18 protein-coding genes and 2 pseudogenes are annotated in these 16,850 nt (G+C 60.3%); 11 read left to right on the top strand and 9 right to left on the bottom strand.

Annotated elements, in window-relative coordinates:
- The coding region (locus M511_RS17925; RefSeq protein ID WP_139824629.1) for a hypothetical protein at positions 1–285 on the top strand (285 nt) is incomplete at its 5' end.
- A 64-nt stretch (positions 286–349) separates the two neighbouring features.
- On the opposite strand, the gene M511_RS17920 is transcribed toward M511_RS17925, so the two are convergent.
- The 5 genes from M511_RS17920 to M511_RS17900 form a co-directional block, all read right to left on the bottom strand.
- The gene (locus M511_RS17920; protein WP_010400051.1) at positions 350–724 is read right to left on the bottom strand and encodes an SPW repeat domain-containing protein; all 375 of its coding nucleotides are present in this window, start codon (positions 722–724) and stop codon (positions 350–352) included.
- A gap of 25 nt (positions 725–749) precedes the next feature.
- On the bottom strand, positions 750–989 hold the full coding sequence (locus M511_RS17915) for a DNA-directed RNA polymerase subunit omega (protein WP_010400052.1): 240 nt from the start codon (positions 987–989) through the stop codon (positions 750–752).
- A 12-nt stretch (positions 990–1,001) separates the two neighbouring features.
- Positions 1,002–1,721 (bottom strand): NADH dehydrogenase ubiquinone Fe-S protein 4, encoded by a 720-nt coding sequence (locus tag M511_RS17910; protein ID WP_085503074.1) that lies wholly within the window; start codon positions 1,719–1,721, stop codon positions 1,002–1,004.
- Positions 1,722–1,781: 60 nt separating this feature from the next.
- Positions 1,782–2,306, bottom strand: a complete 525-nt coding sequence (locus M511_RS17905) for an Hsp20/alpha crystallin family protein (protein ID WP_010400054.1) — start codon at positions 2,304–2,306, stop codon at positions 1,782–1,784.
- Between the two features lie 95 nt (positions 2,307–2,401).
- On the bottom strand, positions 2,402–2,917 hold the full coding sequence (locus M511_RS17900; RefSeq protein WP_010400055.1) for an Hsp20 family protein: 516 nt from the start codon (positions 2,915–2,917) through the stop codon (positions 2,402–2,404).
- Between the two features lie 345 nt (positions 2,918–3,262).
- Between M511_RS17900 and M511_RS19345 the strand changes: the two are divergent.
- Positions 3,263–3,571: pseudogene (locus M511_RS19345) on the top strand (IS5/IS1182 family transposase); the annotation flags it as partial.
- A gap of 212 nt (positions 3,572–3,783) precedes the next feature.
- On the opposite strand, the gene M511_RS17895 reads toward M511_RS19345, so the two are convergent.
- Together M511_RS17895 and M511_RS17890 are read right to left on the bottom strand one after the other, a co-directional pair.
- On the bottom strand, positions 3,784–4,719 hold the full coding sequence (locus M511_RS17895; RefSeq protein WP_010400057.1) for a sugar kinase: 936 nt from the start codon (positions 4,717–4,719) through the stop codon (positions 3,784–3,786).
- Positions 4,716–5,795: an ABC transporter ATP-binding protein gene (locus M511_RS17890; protein WP_010400059.1), complete on the bottom strand. Its 1,080-nt coding sequence runs from the start codon at positions 5,793–5,795 to the stop codon at positions 4,716–4,718. The genes M511_RS17895 and M511_RS17890 overlap by 4 nt, the downstream gene beginning before the upstream one ends.
- 125 nt (positions 5,796–5,920) lie before the next feature.
- On the opposite strand from M511_RS17890, the gene M511_RS17885 reads away from it, so the two are divergent.
- The 9 genes from M511_RS17885 to M511_RS17845 all read left to right on the top strand — a co-directional run bounded on the left by M511_RS17885 (position 5,921) and on the right by M511_RS17845 (position 15,232).
- Positions 5,921–6,610, top strand: coding sequence for a GntR family transcriptional regulator (locus M511_RS17885; RefSeq protein ID WP_085503072.1), 690 nt, complete (start codon positions 5,921–5,923; stop codon positions 6,608–6,610).
- Complete coding sequence (locus M511_RS17880; RefSeq protein ID WP_010400062.1) at positions 6,607–7,533, top strand: alpha/beta hydrolase; 927 nt, start codon at positions 6,607–6,609, stop codon at positions 7,531–7,533. Before M511_RS17885 ends, M511_RS17880 begins: the two co-directional genes overlap by 4 nt.
- Before the next feature lie 41 nt (positions 7,534–7,574).
- Positions 7,575–8,789, top strand: coding sequence for an ABC transporter substrate-binding protein (locus tag M511_RS17875; protein WP_010400064.1), 1,215 nt, complete (start codon positions 7,575–7,577; stop codon positions 8,787–8,789).
- A gap of 96 nt (positions 8,790–8,885) precedes the next feature.
- The gene (locus tag M511_RS17870) at positions 8,886–9,812 is read left to right on the top strand and encodes a carbohydrate ABC transporter permease (RefSeq protein ID WP_010400065.1); all 927 of its coding nucleotides are present in this window, start codon (positions 8,886–8,888) and stop codon (positions 9,810–9,812) included.
- Positions 9,812–10,645 carry a carbohydrate ABC transporter permease gene (locus M511_RS17865; RefSeq protein WP_010400066.1) on the top strand — a complete coding sequence of 278 codons (834 nt, stop codon included), beginning with the start codon at positions 9,812–9,814 and terminating at the stop codon, positions 10,643–10,645. Before M511_RS17870 ends, M511_RS17865 begins: the two co-directional genes overlap by 1 nt.
- A 53-nt stretch (positions 10,646–10,698) precedes the next feature.
- The gene (locus M511_RS17860; RefSeq protein ID WP_010400067.1) at positions 10,699–11,586 is read left to right on the top strand and encodes a sugar phosphate isomerase/epimerase family protein; all 888 of its coding nucleotides are present in this window, start codon (positions 10,699–10,701) and stop codon (positions 11,584–11,586) included.
- Complete coding sequence (locus M511_RS17855) at positions 11,586–12,584, top strand: Gfo/Idh/MocA family protein (protein WP_010400068.1); 999 nt, start codon at positions 11,586–11,588, stop codon at positions 12,582–12,584. Before M511_RS17860 ends, M511_RS17855 begins: the two co-directional genes overlap by 1 nt.
- A gap of 54 nt (positions 12,585–12,638) precedes the next feature.
- Positions 12,639–13,736, top strand: a complete 1,098-nt coding sequence (locus tag M511_RS17850) for a mannitol dehydrogenase family protein (protein WP_010400069.1) — start codon at positions 12,639–12,641, stop codon at positions 13,734–13,736.
- Positions 13,733–15,232 carry a UxaA family hydrolase gene (locus M511_RS17845; RefSeq protein WP_010400070.1) on the top strand — a complete coding sequence of 500 codons (1,500 nt, stop codon included), beginning with the start codon at positions 13,733–13,735 and terminating at the stop codon, positions 15,230–15,232. The genes M511_RS17850 and M511_RS17845 overlap by 4 nt, the downstream gene beginning before the upstream one ends.
- Positions 15,233–15,250: 18 nt before the next feature.
- Here M511_RS17845 and M511_RS17840 read toward each other — a convergent pair.
- Positions 15,251–15,466: pseudogene (locus M511_RS17840) on the bottom strand (transposase); the annotation flags it as partial.
- A 64-nt stretch (positions 15,467–15,530) separates the two neighbouring features.
- Complete coding sequence (locus M511_RS17835) at positions 15,531–16,463, bottom strand: IS5-like element ISPko1 family transposase (RefSeq protein WP_028710025.1); 933 nt, start codon at positions 16,461–16,463, stop codon at positions 15,531–15,533.
- Positions 16,464–16,850: the final 387 nt, after the last annotated feature.

The raw sequence follows: 16,850 nt of genomic DNA, 5'->3' as shown, positions 1-16,850 counted from the left end.
TGGTCCTACGACTTCGTCGAGGACCGCACTCATGACGGAAGGAAGTACCGCATGCTTAACGTGATCGACGAGTTCACGCATGAGGCGCTGGCGATGACCTGTGTTTCGGTTCGGGTTGCGATGTTGACGATTGCCGGCGTCACGCGTTCCAACACCGGAGCTGCGGTCACCAGCCCTCGTTCATCAAGCTCAAAGGCTGTCTCGCCCTTTGTCGGAAAAGGGCGCAAACAGCGCAATCAAAAGGGCAAAAAGCATGACCAGCCAGCGCGTGCGGGCTGTATGTGACAAAGGCATGGGATTCTCCTGCATGAAAAAAGCCGGTCCCGGAGACCGGGGCCGGCACTGGAAATCAGGCGGTCTGAGGTCCACCCGAACCGCTGGCGGACCAGATCCGCGCACCCGTCCAGGCAACCAGGGCAAGGCCGCCCATGACATGCAGCGCAGCAAGCCAGACGGCATAGCCGGCGGCCGTGGCCCAGGGACTGAGCGCAACCCAGAGCCCAGCCACCAGCAACAGGCGGTCAGCGATGGGATGTCCCGTCAATACCAGCCACAGCGTCAGCGCGACAATCGCTGCGCCCGTGACAATGCTGTTCCAGAAGGCGGCAGGGGGCAGCGAAAGCATCAGCGGCAACGCAGCCATCAGCAGCCCCGCAACGATGGAGGCCCCGGCCGCGATGCGATAACGGATATCACGACGGTCTGAGATCCAGTGTGCAATCATCGTTCAACCTCCTTTCTGTCGATCGTCAATTGGGTTTCGCCAGCCGCATCGGCTGCGACGGCGGCAGGAACGGGCGAAGTTCATCGGGTCCCAAGACACCAAGCGCGATGTCTCGCAGCGCAGTATCTATCGCGTTTTCATCCGCGTCATCCAGCCCTGCACGCGCGTCTTCGCGCAGGCTGCGGGCACGCGCGGACGCTGCCAGAACCAACCCGAAGCGGTCGGGCATGACAGCCTGACATTCAAGCGCGACAAACGGATCCATGGCGCCGCCTCCTCAGGCCGCCCGCTGCCGGTGCTGCGCCCCTTCAAGTGCCCGCAGCGCGGTTTCGACCTCGGCCAGCCGCGACTGGCGGTGATGTTCGGGCATGCCCTCCGATGTCGCATGATCCTGAAGATATTCGTTGAACGCCATGTTCATCAGGATCGAGCGGCGCACATCCAGCGGCAGGCTGGTATCGTGTGCCACCTCCATTGGGGCGGCGCCTTCTCGGGTGCTGTCCGTCGCAGATGCAAGCGCATCGCGATAGGCGTCGCGGTGCTGTCCAAGGCCCAGCCGGTCAAGCGTCTGGTCAGAGAAACGCCGCAGCCGTGCTGCATGGGCATGACGCTGACGCTCGGCCGCCTGTTCCCTGCGGCGGGCCTCGGCTTCGCCCGGCGGCAGGTGGACCTCATAGGCTATGCCCAGACGCTCGGCATGTCGGATCGCCGCGTCAAGACTGGGAAAGGTCAGTTCAACCTGATGCGCCGTGTCCGTGCCCGAGGTCCAGCCCATCAGGGGCTCAAGCTCGGGGCCCGACTGACGCTCGATCCGCAGGCGCCACTGATCGCTACGCGCGCGGCCCGACGTGGTCGCGGACCGGGACGGCTTCCAGATCCGCGCAAGGCTTTGCGTCGGCAGGCTGGAGGCATAGCTGGCCTTGCCTTCCCCTTGCGGCAAAATCGCCGGACCGCCCGTTGCTGCGGGGGAAATACGCTCTGCATTTACAAGTTGCATATCATCCTCCGATGCTTTGGGACTGCGAAGATGCAGGCCGGGACATCCCGGCCCGCGATGTCAGCTTTTCAACGGGATACGTTTGACCTGTGCCTGCGCCGTCTCGGTTCGGGGCAGGGTCACGGTCAGCACACCGTTGCGGAACGAGGCCTCGACGGCCCCTTCGTCAATGCCGGCGGGCAGAGGGATGCGCCGCTCGAACCGCCCATAGACACGCTCGCTGAAGCGGCGTTCGCTATCCTCGGTCGAGGTGGTCTTTTCACCCCGCAAGGTCAGCAGCCCGTCCTCCAGCAGAACCTCCACGTCCTTTTCTTCAAGGCCGGGAAGCTCGGCAGTGACCGAGATCGCCTTGTCCGTCTCGGAGATCTCGACGCTGGGCCAGTTTGCCCCCATCCAGCCATTGCCACCAGAGAAGACCGGCGATGGGGTGCCGAAAGACCGGAAAAAATCGTCAAACAGCCGATCTACCTCGCGGTGGAAGGTTGTGAACGGATCACGAACAGGCTCTGCCGACGGGGTGTCATTACCACGCCACCAAGGCAGATTTCGGGTCCAGTTTTGCGGAATAAGATCTCGTACGCTCATTTTTCTGTCTCCTGTTTTTGCACATGGCCCGCCCAAGGCTGGCATCGGCCAAAGCGATGCCAGCGGGACATGGCCGATATCGGATCGATGTCAGATCAGGCCGCAGCGGGCTCGGGCTGAGGGGCCGCCGCTTTTGCGGATTTCGCGCCCGCTATCTGCGCCTGTTGGGCAGGCTTGGCGTGTTCGCCGCTGCCCCGCGCGATCTCGATGCGCCGCGGCTTTTTCTCTTCGGGGATTTCGCGCATCAGCGACACCGTCAGCAGACCATCGATCAGCGAAGCGCCCTCGACACGGACATCGTCGGCCAATTCAAAGCGCCGCTCGAAGCTGCGCGCCGGAATGCCGCGATGCAGGTATTGCGCGTTGTCGTCCGTCTCTTTGCGACCGGCAACAATCAGCACATTTCCGTCCTGAGTCAGGGTGAGGTCATTATCGCTGAAGCCCGCAAGCGCCATGCTGATGGCATAGCGATCCTCGGCCTCCCGGACGATATCGTAGGGGGGCCAGTTTTCCGCCGTATCGGCGCGGGCCGTGTTTTCCAGCAGGTTCAGAATACGGTCAAAGCCAACGCTTGACCGAAAGAGCGGTGTAAAGTCGAATGTGGTTCTCATAGCCACGTCCTCCATTGAGCAACATGGGTACAAGTTGATGATTTAACCGGAATTTCCGGTTGCAGACCCCTTCCAGCGATCTGCACCATTTCATCTAGAATGCTCTTTATATGTGTCAAGACCCCCTGAAATTTTTTCCGAGGAAAACGATTTTCTGTTTCGATGTTCGTGGGCGCCAGGGGCATAATGCATCGATTGGGAAAGCACATCCTGATTCACGGCTTCGAAAACGGAAGGGGTGGCATGATTGGTCTCGCACTGGCTGAGCGAAGCGCAGATCGTCCCCCTGAGTGACGATTGCCTCTAGGGTTACACGAGAAAGCTGCATGCAAGCGGTCCGTCCCGGTGACGCGGGGCGCCGACAAGGGATATGATGCGGCAGAGTTTGTTGCCGACCTGCGGCACGCCTGTGTCACGCCGCAGATCGTTCAGAAATCGAGGCATTCAGCAACCGACGTGCGCACCACCCGGCACAAGGGCTACGCCATTTCCCCTCAGGTATCGCAAAAGGATCGAAGAGGCTTTCGGCTGGGCCAAAACCGTCGAAGGGGCCGCTCAAACTGCCTTTCGAGGCATCGATCGCGCACGTGCCCATTTCATCATGACCCTGGCCGAAGGACATTCACCAGGTTGCCGAAGCTGCTTGCCGCATGAACAGAAGATGACGCTGCCAGCAGACCAAACCCGCCAGCCAGGCCGGATGAACAAGCAATATCCCATCAGAGCCAAGAACAACCTTCGCAGCGCGGGACTATTTCAGCACCCTGTTAGACGAGATATGGCACCCGATCAGATTTCTGGCCGGGTGTCTTTCTGCGTCTACTTATAGGAGGTGCCGCGCGCCGATAGCCATCGCCTGTTTGTAATCAGGTGCCAGAGGCTGTCAGCTGCTCCATCGGAATCAGCGCGCCCGGATGACGGATGACACGGGCTGCCAGATTCGCGCCGCAGCACAGGGCCCGGTCGATACTTTGGCCCTGCAGGCGCGCGGCCAGATAACCACCGTTGAAGCTGTCGCCCGCACCGGTAGTGTCTAAGGGGGCTACGGATGCGGGGTCGTGTCGGAGCAGAACTGCGCCGGAGGCGGCCAGAATCGGGCCGCCGGCATTCTTGACCACCACCTCTGTCACGCCGAGGTTCAGATAGCGCTTCAGTGTGTCTTCGGGGCTGATATCGTAAAAATGGGCCGATTCGTCGTCAAAGCTGGGCAGCACCAGATCGCTTAACGCGGCGAATGTAGTCAGGGTCTGACGCATCATGTCGGCATCGGACCACAGGCGTGGGCGGATGTTCGGGTCAAAGGTCAGCACCACATGCTTGGGCCGCGCCCGCAACAGATCCAGCAGGTTTTCGCGGCCCTGCTCTGTCAGGATCGCGAGCGTGATGCCGGACAGATAGATCACCCGCGCAGGGCCCAGCGCCTGCGCCAGTCTGTCGTGGTCATCAGCCAGATGGCGGGCCGCCGACTGGCCGCGCCAATAGGTAAAGCCCCGTTCGCCGTTCATCAGCGAGATGGCGTAAAGCCCGCAACCGCGTTGAGGATCGCGCGATATCGCGGAGGTGTCGATGCCCGCGCCAGCGATGAAATCGGCAATCCGGTCGGGAAAGGCATCGCTGCCAAGCCTGGTCAGGTAACCCACTGACCAAGCAGCAGGCAGGGCCGCGCGCAGATACCATGCGGTGTTCAGCGTGTCGCCCGCGACCCCCATCCGCCAGAGGTCGTCACCGCGCGAACTGAGTTCCAGCATCGCCTCGCCCAAAGAAATGACAGGGCCGGGTTGCAGCCCCGTGATCCGGCTCATGCCACGAAATCCAGCCGCGCGCCACTTGCGGCGTCGAACAGATGCAGGTGTTTGCGGTCGAATCTCAGAGGCAGGCGGGCAGGCAGGTCCCGGCTTTCCTCTGCCGGGATGCGCACGGTAAGTTCGCTTCCGTGCAGAAAGCAGATCGCCAGCGTGTCGGAACCAAGCTCCTCCAGCACATCAACATCGACGATGAAATCGGCCTGATCCTCCGGGCAGGGCAGCAGATGTTCAGGGCGTAACCCGATGTCGATACCCGCCCCTGCGGGGGCGATCAGTTGGGTCATGGCAATCGCCCCGCCATCAAATTCCACCGCTGCACCGCGATCCGAAGACACCGCACGCCCTGTCAGGATGTTCATCTGCGGCGAGCCGATGAATTCCGCGACAAAGCGGCAGTTCGGGCGTTCGTACAGCTCCAGCGGCTTGCCGTGCTGGATGATTTCGCCCTTACGCAGCACGACGACGCGGTCAGCCAGCGTCATCGCCTCGACCTGGTCATGGGTGACATAGATGGTCGTGGTGCGCAGCATCCGGTGAAGTCGTTTGATCTGCGTCCGCATCTCGACACGAAGCTTGGCATCGAGGTTGGACAGCGGTTCATCAAACAGAAAGACCTTGGGCTTGCGCACGATGGCCCGCCCCATTGCGACACGCTGGCGTTGTCCGCCCGACAATTGCCCTGGACGGCGGTCCAGCAGATCCTCAAGCTGCAGGATGCGGGCCGCCTCGGCCACCTTTTCTGCGATCATCTGGGGTTGTTCACCCCGCATTTTGAGGCCGAAACCAATATTCTGCGCAACAGTCATATGCGGATAGAGGGCATAATCCTGAAACACCATGGCCACGTCGCGCCCTTTTGGCTCGATATCATTGACCAGCATTCCGCCGATGCTTAGTTGCCCGTCGCTGATTTCCTCCAATCCCGCAATCATGCGCAACATCGTTGATTTTCCGCAGCCTGACGGACCAACGAACGCAACGAATTCTCCATCCCTGATATCCAGATCGACACCGTGGATGGTTTGCACGGCGCCGTAGCGCTTGAAGATCTTGTTAAGGCTGATTTGCGCCATAGTCGTCCCCTCCCGTGACGGCGCCGGTGGTGCGGCGCAAGGCATTATCAATAATCTTGACATTATCAATAATACGGCGATTATCAATAATGCAAGCGCGAATGAAACGCGTCACAGGAGACGGAATGAGCGTGGCTGAAACCTTGGGTGCGAGGCGACAACAAAGCCGTAGCGAGGCAGTTGAACATGCCTTGCGGCGCGATATTGTCCTGGGAACCCTCGCCCCCGGCACTGTGTTGCGCGAACTGGAACTGGCGCAACGTTTTACGTGCGCACAGGGCACGATTCGCGAGGCGCTGATGCGTTTGTCCGAAGATGGTCTTGTGACGCGCCGCGCCCGGCGCGACACCCATGTTGCCTCTGCCAATTCCGACGATGCGCGCGAACTGCTCTGTATCCGTCATGACATCGAGTGTCGTGCGGCAGTCCGTGTCATCGAATCGCAGGATGCAACCCTTCTGTCAGATCTGGATGTATTGATGCAGGCCATGCGGGTGGCCGCCCTCCAAGGGGATGAATACACATTGATGGAATACGACCGAAGCTTCCATCTGCGCCTTTTCGAAGCAGCCTCCACCCCCATAGTCGAGCCAGTGTTGTTTCGATGCCTGCTGCATACCCAACGCTTCAAGATATTGAACAGCGCACCAGAAAGCCGCGACCTGCAAGGTACGGCTGAGCGGCATCTGTCAATTCTCGAGGCGCTAGAGGCGCGCGACGCCGACGCGCTGACACGCGCCTTGTCTCATCACATCGCCACCATCGTCGATTTCGGCCCGGAAGTTTTCGTGGGAAAAAGGGGGACCATACAATGACCAACGCCGGTTCCCTGGCCCCCGAAATGCGCGCCGTCCTAGAACGACTTGCCGTCGAGGACGGGTTGCAACCTGATCCAACGATACTGCCCCCCGCAGAGGGGCGCGCCGTTACGGAAGCTTCAAACCGCCGCTGGAATCTTGACGGCCCCAAGATGGCCCGCGAGTTGATCGTAGAAACCCCCGACGGTCGCCGGGCCTATGTCTTTATCCCTGGACGGGACGATGGCACCCGGGCAATCCTGTACATTCATGGTGGGGGGTGGAGCTTCTGCTCTGCCGCCACCCATGAAGGTGCTGCGCGCCGTCTGGCGCAAGAGACCGGGGTTCCCGTTGTAACCTTCGATTATCGACTTGCGCCAGAGCACCCCTATCCGGCTGGGCTGGAAGACTGCATTTCGTTCTGGGCGGGCCGGGACGCCATTTTGCCCGAACGCAAATGGTCGATTTCCGGCGACAGTGCCGGTGCCAATCTGGCGGTGGCGATGATGCTCCGTCTTGATGGCTGCGATCCGCCACAATCCGGGCTGTTGTTCTATGGTGTCTATGACGCAGATTTCGACAGCCCCAGCTATGTCTCGGTGGCCGATGGTCCCGGGCTGACACGTGACAAGATGCGTCGTTACTGGGATTATTATACCGGCGCGCAGACTGACAGGCTGAGCGATCCCTGCCTTGTGCCGCTTCGCGCCTCGGTTGATGCTTTGGCGAATCTGCCACCGCTTTACCTGAACGCCGCCGAGATTGATCCGCTGAGGTCGGACAGTCAGCGTTTTGCCGAAAAACTGTCTGCGATGGGTCGTCAAGATCTGTTCGAGATCGTGCCCGGCGTGATCCATGGTTTCATGCAAATGAGTATGTGGCTTCCTCAGGCCAGCGAGGCCTATCGCCGCGCGGGCCAGGCCTTTCGCGCAATGACCTGAGGCCACGCCCCGCAATATTCTATCTTGGGAGGAGAAAGAACATGCAACGGACAATCAGCTTTCTGGCCCTTATGGCCGGGCTTGTCCCAACCTTTGCCAGCGCCGACGGCACGGTGCGTTTCTGGTATCACTTTGACAATCCCGAAAATCCCATGGCCGAGTTGGTAGCCAAGTTCGAGGCCGAGAACCCTGGCATCAGGATCGAGGCGATGAATGTGCCGTGGAACAGCTATTACGACAACCTTTACACTTCGATCGTCGGCGGCAATGCCCCCGATGCGGCCATGCTGAAGATGTTCGCGCTGCCACGTTTGCTGGAAATGGAAGCACTGGAGCCACTCGACGACTGGATCGATGCATGGGAGGGTAAAGATGACATCTTGCCAAACCTTTTCGAACTGACCCGGGCAGAAGATGGAAAGCAGTATTACCTGCCCGTTCAGTATGTCGCGTTGTATCTGTACTATCGCGCCGACATGTTTGACGAGCTCGGCCTTACCCCGCCGCAGACATGCGATGAATTTCGTGATGCCGCCATCAAGCTGACCCGCGACACTGATGGCGACGGCAAGATCGACACCTATGGCTTCGGCTTCCGGGGCGGCAAGTCGGGCCATGAACATTGGGGCAGCTTCACCCTCGGTCGCACCGGCGTTGGGCTTGACCAGAGCCTAGTCTCGGACGCGGGGGTCGCGGGCACGCAATTCGTCATCGACCTGTTCCAGGCGGACAAGGTGTTCCCGCCCTCGGCTCCGAATGACGGCTTTCAGGAAATCATCGGTGCCTTCAAGACCGGTGTGACTGCGATGACCATCCATCATGTCGGCTCATCCAACGATCTGGTTGCCGCGCTGGGCGACAAGGTTGCAGCAACCACCGTGCCCGAATGCGGTGGTGGACGCTGGACGACCTTTGGCGATGAATCGACGGCCGTGCTGTCGAATGCCAGCGACAAGGAAGCGGCGTGGAAATGGATTTCCTTTCTGTCCACGGCTGAAAACAACGCCCTGTTCAACACCGCGACCGGGCAGTTGCCGGTGACGCAATCCGACACCGCCACATGGCAAGGCCATGAACCGCGCTTTGTCGAAGTAACGCAGGCGTCCTTGCCATTCGCCCATTTGCTGCCCTCATCGCCGAACACGCCGGAATTCGTCAATACCGTCTGGCCCGCGAACATGCAGCGCGCCCTGCTGGGACAGATCACCGCCCAGCAGATGAACGAGGCGATCGCGGCCTTGTTCACCGACGATTGATCCCTGACGGGCCGGGCGCCACGCCCCGGCCCTTCCCCGCCTTGACCGAAATTGCCTGTCGGATGCGTCCGCGCAGGGCCAAGAGAGTTTTGCCCGATGACAACCACCTCCGTCCCCGAGCAAGAGGGTCCCACCTCTGGAAGACGCGCCGCGCTGTGGCGGCAGGTCATGCCATTGGCCCTGTTGTCACCAGCCGTTCTGGTCACGCTGGCCATCGTGTTCTTTCCGATGATCCAGACCGCGTGGATGAGTTTGCACAACTATGTCCTGTTCCGCCCGAAGAACTTTGACTGGGTCGGATTGCAGAACTACTTCAACATCTTTCAGGACGAAGTCTTTTGGATTTCGTTGCGCCATACAATATTGTGGATCGTCATCACCGTTCCGGCGCAGGCGCTGCTTGGGCTTGCGACCGCTTTGCTGCTGAACCAGAAATTCCCGTGGCGCCCGCTGGCCCGCGCGCTGATCATCATCCCTTGGGCACTGCCCTCGGTCGTGATCGCGCTGATGTGGGCTTGGGTCTACGATTCCAACTATGGGATCCTGAACGACCTGCTGCTGCGCGTGGGGATTCTGGAGACTTCGATCCCGTGGCTGGCGAACCCCGATACCGCACTTTACGCGATCATTCTGACGCTGACATGGCAGGGCTTTCCCTTCTTTGCCGTGATGATTCTGGCCGGTTTGCAATCCATCCCGCAAAGCTATTACGAGGCAGCATCGCTGGATGGCGCGACGCCGTGGCGGCAGTTCTGGCACATCACCCTGCCCGGCATTTCCGGGGTGCTGTTCACAGCGATCCTGCTGCGCACGATCTGGGTGGCAAATTCCATGGACGTGATCTTTGTCATGACCGGCGGCGGTCCCGGTTATTCGACCTATACCCTGCCGCTCTATTCTTTTCTTGAGGCGCGGACGAACCTGGATTTCGGCTATGGCTCGGCCTTGGCCATGACCTTCACCCTGATGCTTCTGGGGATCGTCGTTCTTTATCTGAAACGTTCGGCAAAGGCGGTGCAATAATGGCGCTGGGACGTAAATCGACCTTAAGGCGGGTGCTGACTGTTGATCTGCCGATGCTGGCCATTCTGGCCTTCACGCTTGGCCCGTATCTGTGGATGCTGTTGACCTCTCTGACTGCCGAGAGCGAGTTGTTCACGCGGGGGCCATCTGTATTCGATCTGGTCTGGAGCAATTACGAGCGTCTTTTCGCCAATGTCGGCTTTGCCCGTAATATGCTGGACAGCCTCATTGTCGCGGTGGGCACCGTGGTGGTCGGGCTGACACTGTCGGTTACGGCAGCTTACAGCTTCTCGCGCTTCGACTTTCGCTTCAAGAAAGTGCTGTTGATGCAATTCCTGCTGATCAACATGTTCCCGCTTGTTCTGCTGATCCTGCCATTGTTCGTTCTGATGCGCCAGTTGGGGCTGCTGGACACGCATCTGGCGCTGATCGTTGCGAATTCGACCATCGCCATCCCGTTCTCAGTCTGGATGATGACAAGCTATATCAATGGCATTCCGAAATCGCTGGACGAAGCGGCAATGACCGATGGCTGCTCGCGTTTGCAGGCAATGCGCAAGGTCATTCTTCCGCTATGTGCGCCGGGGATCATTGCGACGGGGATTTATATCTTCATCACCGCCTGGAATGAATACCTTTATGCGCTGACGCTTGGTGGACAAAATGTGCGCCCGATCACTGTCGCCGTGCAGACCATGATCGGGGAATATCAGGTGCAGTGGGGCCTGTTGACCGCAGGCGGCATTGTGGGCGCCCTGCCGGCAACCGTTCTGTTCCTGATCGTTCAGCGTCGTCTGGTCGGAGGCCTGACGCAAGGTGCCGTCAAGGGCTGATCCAATCCTTGCTGCCGCTCAGAGGGCAGCAGCGTAACCTCAAAGGAAATATCGTGAAAAATCCTGTTGGCATCATCTCGATGCAATATACCCGCCCATTTACCAATGCGGCGCTGTCCTATCTGAAAAAAACCCGCGAACTGGGATTTGATTTTATTGAACTGCTGGTACCCGAACCCGAAGATGACCTCGATCCTGCAGAGGTTCGCAGGATCTGCGAAGGTGAAGGCCTGGGCATCGTTCTGGCCGCGCGGGTCAACCTGCAACGCTCGATCGCCAGCGAGGATCCAGCGAACCGTCAGGGAGGTATCGACTATCTGAAATTCTGCGTCGAAGCGGCGGACAGAGTTGGCGCGAAAATTATTGGTGGTCCGCTCTATGGAGAGCCGCTGGTCTTCGCAGGACGTCCGCCTTACCCGTGGACCGCTGACCAAATCGCAGCACGGGCACAGCGCACCATCGAGGGTCTGGCCGAGGTTGCGCCGCTGGCCGCCGCCGCCGGTCGGGTGTTCGGACTGGAACCGCTGAACCGCTTTGAAACCGACATCGTCAACACCACCAGTCAGGCGATCGAAGTCGTAGATGCGGTGGACAACCCCGGTCTGGGCGTCATGCTGGACACCTTCCATATGAACATGGAAGAACGCTCGATCCCCGACGCGATCCGGGCTGCCGGTAATCGCCTTGTGCATTTCCAGGCCAATGAAAACCATCGCGGTTTCCCCGGCACCGGCAATATGGACTGGACCGCGATTTCGCGCGCCCTGCATCAGGTCGGTTATGCCGGCCCGATTTCGCTGGAACCGTTCCGCCGCGAGGACGACCGCATCGCCCTGCCCATCGCGCATTGGCGCGCGCCCCACGAAAATGAAGACGACAAATTGCGCGCGGGTCTGACCCTGATCCGTTCGGCACTTACCTTTGCAGAGGTCAATCACTGATGACGATCAAGATCGGCTGGATCGGCTGCGGCCGCCACGCAACTTGGATGCTGATGCCGCAACTGGCGCGCAGTGGCTTTGAAATCTCGGCGGTCTGTGACCGTGACGAGGCCGCGGCACGGAATGCTGCACGCCAATTTGGTGCCAAAGCGGTCTATTCGGATTATGACGACATGATCGCCAATGCGGATATCGACGCGGTTGGCATGGCAGTGGGCCCGGAAATCCATTTCCGTGCCACCTTGTCGTCGCTGCGCCGGGGGCTGCCCGTTTTCATGGAAAAGCCCCCAGCAGCTACCGCGGCACAAGCGCGAGAACTCCTAGATGCCTCCGAGGCGGCAAAGGTGCCGGTCACCGTCGGCTTCATGAAACGTTATTCTACCGGCAACAAGATTGCCAAAAACATTCTGAATGGCGGTGATTTCGGGCAGGTTCTGGGGATACACGGCAGCTATATGACGGCGCCAACTTACTTCGCCGGCCAGGTCGACTATACAGGGTTCTATCTGCACCACTGTGTTCACTACATGGATCTGATCACATGGTTTGCAGGCTCGGAATTCGCCGATCTGCGGCTGCGCAAGAATGTGCCCGATGCGGGCAAGATGCTGCTGCACATGAATTTCGAATGCGATAACGGCGTGATCGGCAATATCATCATGGGCACCGTCCAGTCGCGCGGCACGCCCATGGAGTATATCCAGATCATGGGCGACCATAACCGGATCGAAGTCGAAAACATCATCAATGTTGCATGGCACCGAAATCCGCCCTTCAAGGCGGAAGATCCCGACGCGGTGCTGGATCCGGCCTGCGACAGTCTTGTCTGGACGCCCAATTTCACTGCAGCAGCGAACGAGGACCACAAGGGTTATCACGCCCTGTTGCTGGACGTAGCGGCAACCATGCGCGGCGAAAGTGATACCGCACCGCAGATCCGGGACGGTTGGCTGGCGATGCGGCGGCTAGAGCAGATGATCGCACTGATCGAAGCCTGATACCCATTGTCCCGCCCAGTCCCAAGGCGGGGTCACCCAGAGGATTCAGCCGCCATGCAGACCCCGATCATCCAGTTCGGCACCAGCCGCTTTCTGCAAGCCCATGCCCTTGCCTATTTCCAGAACGGCGCGCCAATCGGCGCCGCGCCTGCGGTGACGGTGGTGCAATCGACATCCGATCCCGCACGGCGGGGCAGGCTGGATGCGTTAACCGCGCCTGACGGCTATCCGGTGCGGGTACGCGGTATCGAAAACGGCCAGCCGGTGGACCGCGAAGAACGCGTCACCGTCGTTAAGCGCGGCCTTGGCTATGATGGCGATTACGCGGAATTGCAGCGAATTTTTGTGCAGGAGGCGCGTTGGGTCGTCTCGAATACGGCGGATCGCGGCTTTGATCCGCAACCTGCCGATGACCTTCCCCATCCCGATCCGGCGCAGAGCTATCCGGCCAAGCTGTTTCACCTGATGCGCGCCCGCCATCTTGCGGGGGGCGGTCCGCTGATCGTCCTGCCGACCGAATTGGTGCCAGCCAATGGCGACAAGCTGCGCATCCGCGTGCGGCAGATCGCCGTTGCGCAGGGTGAGGATCCGGCGTTTCTGGATGCTCATATCTGGGCAAATTCGCTGGTTGATCGCATCGTATCCGAGGAAATCCGCCCGGCGGGTGCGGTGGCCGAGCCCTACGGGCTTTGGGCCATCGCCGCGCAGCCGGGTCTGGAGCTGCCGGTCGCGCACCCGGCCATCCAGATCGTCCCCGATCTGGAACCCGTCCAACGATTGAAGCTGCATATCCTGAACCTTGGCCACAGTACGCTGATCGAGCTGTGGCAGCGTGCGGGCGGACAGGAAACCTATGTCCGCCAGGCGATGTCCGGCCCTTTGCGAGTAATGCTGATGAATATCATGGAAACCGAGGTTCTGCCCGGTTTCGCGCAACAAGGCATGGGCGATCAGGCGCGCGATTATCTGGCCGTGACTCTTGACCGGTTCGACAATCCGTTTCTGGATCATCGCCTGTCCGATATCGCGCAAAACCACGCGTCCAAGGTTGCCCACCGCATCACCGCCTTTCTGGATTGGGCCGGGTTGTCGCCTGATCAGGCCCCGCAACTTCACGCCATCAGTCAAAGCGTCAAGGATCCCGCGCCATGAGCCAGCCCCCTTCTGCCCTGCTTCTGGGCGATACCGACAGCGTCGGCATCGCGCTGATTCCGCTGAATGCAGGCGATATTCATCTGGGCGTGGCGCTGCTGACGGATATTCCCGCCGGGCATAAATTCGCGCTGCGCGACCACGCCATCGGCGATGCCATCATCAAATACGGGCAGGTCATGGGACAGGCCACCGCGCCGATCCGCGCGGGTGAACATGTCCATACCCAGAACACCGGGATGAGCCCGCACGGCCTTGGCCCGGCACAAAGCCGCGGGCAGCTGCCACCGCCGCCGGAACGCCGCAGTTTTCAAGGGTTCCTGCGCAAGGACGGGCGCATCGGAACGCGTAACTTCATTGGTGTCATCGCCTCGGTCAACTGTTCGTCGACCGTGTGCAACGCGATTGCACGGGCGGCGAATGACCGGCTGCTGCCGCGTTTTCCGAATATCGACGGTTTCGTGCCCATCGTTCACGATCAGGGCTGTGGCATCGCCACGGGTGGCGAGGGGTTCGAACTGCTGGTCCGCGTCCTGAAGGGCTATCGCGATCACGTCAATTTCGGTGGCGTCATGCTGGTTGGTCTGGGCTGCGAGGTTAACCAGCTTACCTTGTATCGGCGCGATGACTGGACTCGCGAACGTCACGCCAGTTTCAATATTCAGGATGTCGGGGGTTCGGCGGCCGCGGTGGCCCGAGCGCTGGAAATTCTGGAAGGCATTGCCGGGGCCGCAAATCGCGACACCCGTCAGACTGTTCCGGTGTCGGGGCTGATCTTGGGGATGCAATGCGGCGGGTCGGACGGGTTTTCTGGCATTACAGCGAATCCGGCGCTTGGGGTTGCTTCGGACCTTCTGGTGGCGGGTGGGGGAACCTCGATCCTGTCAGAAACGCCCGAAATCTATGGGGCCGAACATCTGCTGATCGCGCGGGCCAGCGATGCCGACGGGGACCGGCTGCGGGCGATGATTGCGTGGTGGGAACGCTATACCAGCCAGAACGGCGCCAGTCTGGACAACAATCCCAGCCCCGGCAACAAGCGTGGCGGCATCACCACCATTCTTGAAAAATCGCTCGGCGCCGTGGCCAAGGGCGGGTTGGCGCCAGTCGCGGCTGTCTATGGCTATGGCGAACAGATCCGAACCCGGGGTTTCGTCTATATGGACAGTCCCGGCTATGATCCGGTTGCGGCGACGGGGCAGGTGGCCTCTGGCGCGAATCTGATTGCCTTCACGACAGGGCGTGGGTCGTGCTTTGGTGCCCATCCTACGCCTTCGCTGAAACTCGCGTCGAATTCGGCGCTGTGGCATTCGATGCAGGCCGATATGGATATCAATTGCGGCAAGGTGGTCGAGGGCGCGATATCGCTGTCCGAAATGGGGCAGGAAATCTATCACAAGCTGCTGGACACCGCGTCGGGGGCGCGCACCAAATCCGAGGAATTTGGCTATGGCGACGCCGAGTTTGTGCCGTGGCGCATTGGCGCGGTTCTGTAAGGTCCAGACACATTAATTTCAGCGCGAGAAGATGACAGTTGCGGCGAGTGCTATGGCCGAGAGAAAGACGATGGGCACCTTGTCGTATCTGGTCGGAGCCCGTCGCCAATCTTGGGGCCTGCCGAACATGGTCTCGATGCGGTTGCGGCGTTGGTCGTGGCTGATGGCTTTCTTCCTTCCTTTCCGGCCGGGGATGCATGCTCTTATCCCTTTGTCTTTAAACGCATCTTTGAACTAGTCAGCCGGCTCTGTTGCACAAATCGGCTGATGGCCGGGGTTCCCCTTTCCCCGGACAGACTTATCCCACGGGCTCTGTGACAGGGATGCCGAGCGCGGTGTAGCCGTTCAGAACGGCGATACGGACCTGAAGCTCCGCGACCTGTCGGTCGAAGTCCCGCGCCATGAGGCGCTGCCCCAGCAGTTTCACACAGTGCATCTTCGTTTCGACGCGGCTTCGGCGGTGGTATCCGCTCCATCGTCGCCAGAGAGCACGACCGAGGTATTTCGATGCCCGCAGCGCTTCGTTTCGTGCGACCGCGCCGGCGGTGACGGTCTTCCACGGCTTGGCATTCTTGCGAGGCGGAATGACAGCGCGGGCGCCGCGGTCAGCGATTGCATCGTGGCATTTGCGGGTGTCGTAGGCACCGTCGGCAGTGACGCTGCTGATCTGCTCGTACGCTGGGATCTGGTTGAGCAGGTCGGGTAAGACCGGTGCATCGCCGATATGGCTACCTGTGACCTCGACTGCGCGAACCTCCAGTGTTTCCTCGTCGATCCCGAGATGGATCTTGCGCCAGACGCGCCGTTTGGGTCCACCATGCTTGCGGGCGTGCCACTCGCCTTCGCCCTCGACTTTGATACCCGTGCTGTCGATCAGCAGGTGCAGCGGCCCCTTGGAGCCGCGATACGGGATGTTCACGGCCAGGGTCTTCTGGCGGCGGGACAGGGTGCTGAAGTCGGGCACCGCCCAGTCGAGGCCGACCAGCCGCAGTAGGCTTTCGACGAAGCCTGTCGTCTGCCGAAGCGCCATGCCGAACAGCACCTTCATCGAAAGGCATGTCTGGATGGCGGCATCGCTGTAGGTCTGCTGGCGGCCACGCCTACCTGTCGGCGCGGCATCCCAGCTCATCTCGGGATCGAACCAGATCGTCAGCGAGCCGCGGCGCTTGAGCGCTTCATTGTAGGCTGGCCAGTTCCTGGTCCTGTAGGTCGGGGGTGTAGGTCTGCTCATGTATCCCAGCTACCACGCTGGATTCATGAGATGAATCCCACACGGGATTTGTGCATGTATGGATGCCCCCTTTCGTGCAAGTGGTATTTGAATAGCTCAGACGCGTGATCGGATGCGGTCATGTATCAGGCCTCATGGTGCGGCTCGAACGTGGCCGCAGGCCGGTATGGCGATGCGCGGGTCAGAGGCAAATCAACAGAGCGAGCTCTTCGGCTCCACGACAAATACTGCTTTCTCCAACCCGGATCTTGTCGATCCTTTGCCCTTACTGTTCAGTGATCTCCTCACACGCCCGACGTACCGTGGCGCGATGGCAAGCTTTGCGCTGTCATGCCATCGTCGCCGCCGGGTTCCGGTAATCTTCCTGTTTCGTCATCATGGCCCAGA

The sequence above is a fragment of the Paracoccus sp. J56 genome (assembly GCF_019633685.1).
Classification (GTDB): domain Bacteria; phylum Pseudomonadota; class Alphaproteobacteria; order Rhodobacterales; family Rhodobacteraceae; genus Paracoccus; species Paracoccus kondratievae.
The sequence above is the reverse complement of the archived record's forward strand: the minus strand, read 5'-3'. Positions and strand labels throughout refer to the sequence as shown.

Excerpts from the sequence above, each read along its gene's own strand:
- M511_RS17855 (WP_010400068.1), top strand. The coding sequence starts at position 11,586 with ATGACGATCAAGATCGGCTGGATCGGCTGCGGCCGCCACGCAACTTGG.
- M511_RS17865 (WP_010400066.1), top strand. The coding sequence starts at position 9,812 with ATGGCGCTGGGACGTAAATCGACCTTAAGGCGGGTGCTGACTGTTGAT.
- M511_RS17850 (WP_010400069.1), top strand. The coding sequence starts at position 12,639 with ATGCAGACCCCGATCATCCAGTTCGGCACCAGCCGCTTTCTGCAAGCC.
- M511_RS17895 (WP_010400057.1), bottom strand. The coding sequence starts at position 4,719 with ATGAGCCGGATCACGGGGCTGCAACCCGGCCCTGTCATTTCTTTGGGC.
- M511_RS17835 (WP_028710025.1), bottom strand. The coding sequence starts at position 16,463 with ATGAGCAGACCTACACCCCCGACCTACAGGACCAGGAACTGGCCAGCC.
- M511_RS17870 (WP_010400065.1), top strand. The coding sequence starts at position 8,886 with ATGACAACCACCTCCGTCCCCGAGCAAGAGGGTCCCACCTCTGGAAGA.
- M511_RS17920 (WP_010400051.1), bottom strand. The coding sequence starts at position 724 with ATGATTGCACACTGGATCTCAGACCGTCGTGATATCCGTTATCGCATC.
- M511_RS17875 (WP_010400064.1), top strand. The coding sequence starts at position 7,575 with ATGCAACGGACAATCAGCTTTCTGGCCCTTATGGCCGGGCTTGTCCCA.
- M511_RS17910 (WP_085503074.1), bottom strand. The coding sequence starts at position 1,721 with ATGCAACTTGTAAATGCAGAGCGTATTTCCCCCGCAGCAACGGGCGGT.
- M511_RS17890 (WP_010400059.1), bottom strand. The coding sequence starts at position 5,795 with ATGGCGCAAATCAGCCTTAACAAGATCTTCAAGCGCTACGGCGCCGTG.
- M511_RS17845 (WP_010400070.1), top strand. The coding sequence starts at position 13,733 with ATGAGCCAGCCCCCTTCTGCCCTGCTTCTGGGCGATACCGACAGCGTC.
- M511_RS17880 (WP_010400062.1), top strand. The coding sequence starts at position 6,607 with ATGACCAACGCCGGTTCCCTGGCCCCCGAAATGCGCGCCGTCCTAGAA.
- M511_RS17905 (WP_010400054.1), bottom strand. The coding sequence starts at position 2,306 with ATGAGCGTACGAGATCTTATTCCGCAAAACTGGACCCGAAATCTGCCT.
- M511_RS17915 (WP_010400052.1), bottom strand. The coding sequence starts at position 989 with ATGGATCCGTTTGTCGCGCTTGAATGTCAGGCTGTCATGCCCGACCGC.
- M511_RS17900 (WP_010400055.1), bottom strand. The coding sequence starts at position 2,917 with ATGAGAACCACATTCGACTTTACACCGCTCTTTCGGTCAAGCGTTGGC.
- M511_RS17885 (WP_085503072.1), top strand. The coding sequence starts at position 5,921 with ATGAGCGTGGCTGAAACCTTGGGTGCGAGGCGACAACAAAGCCGTAGC.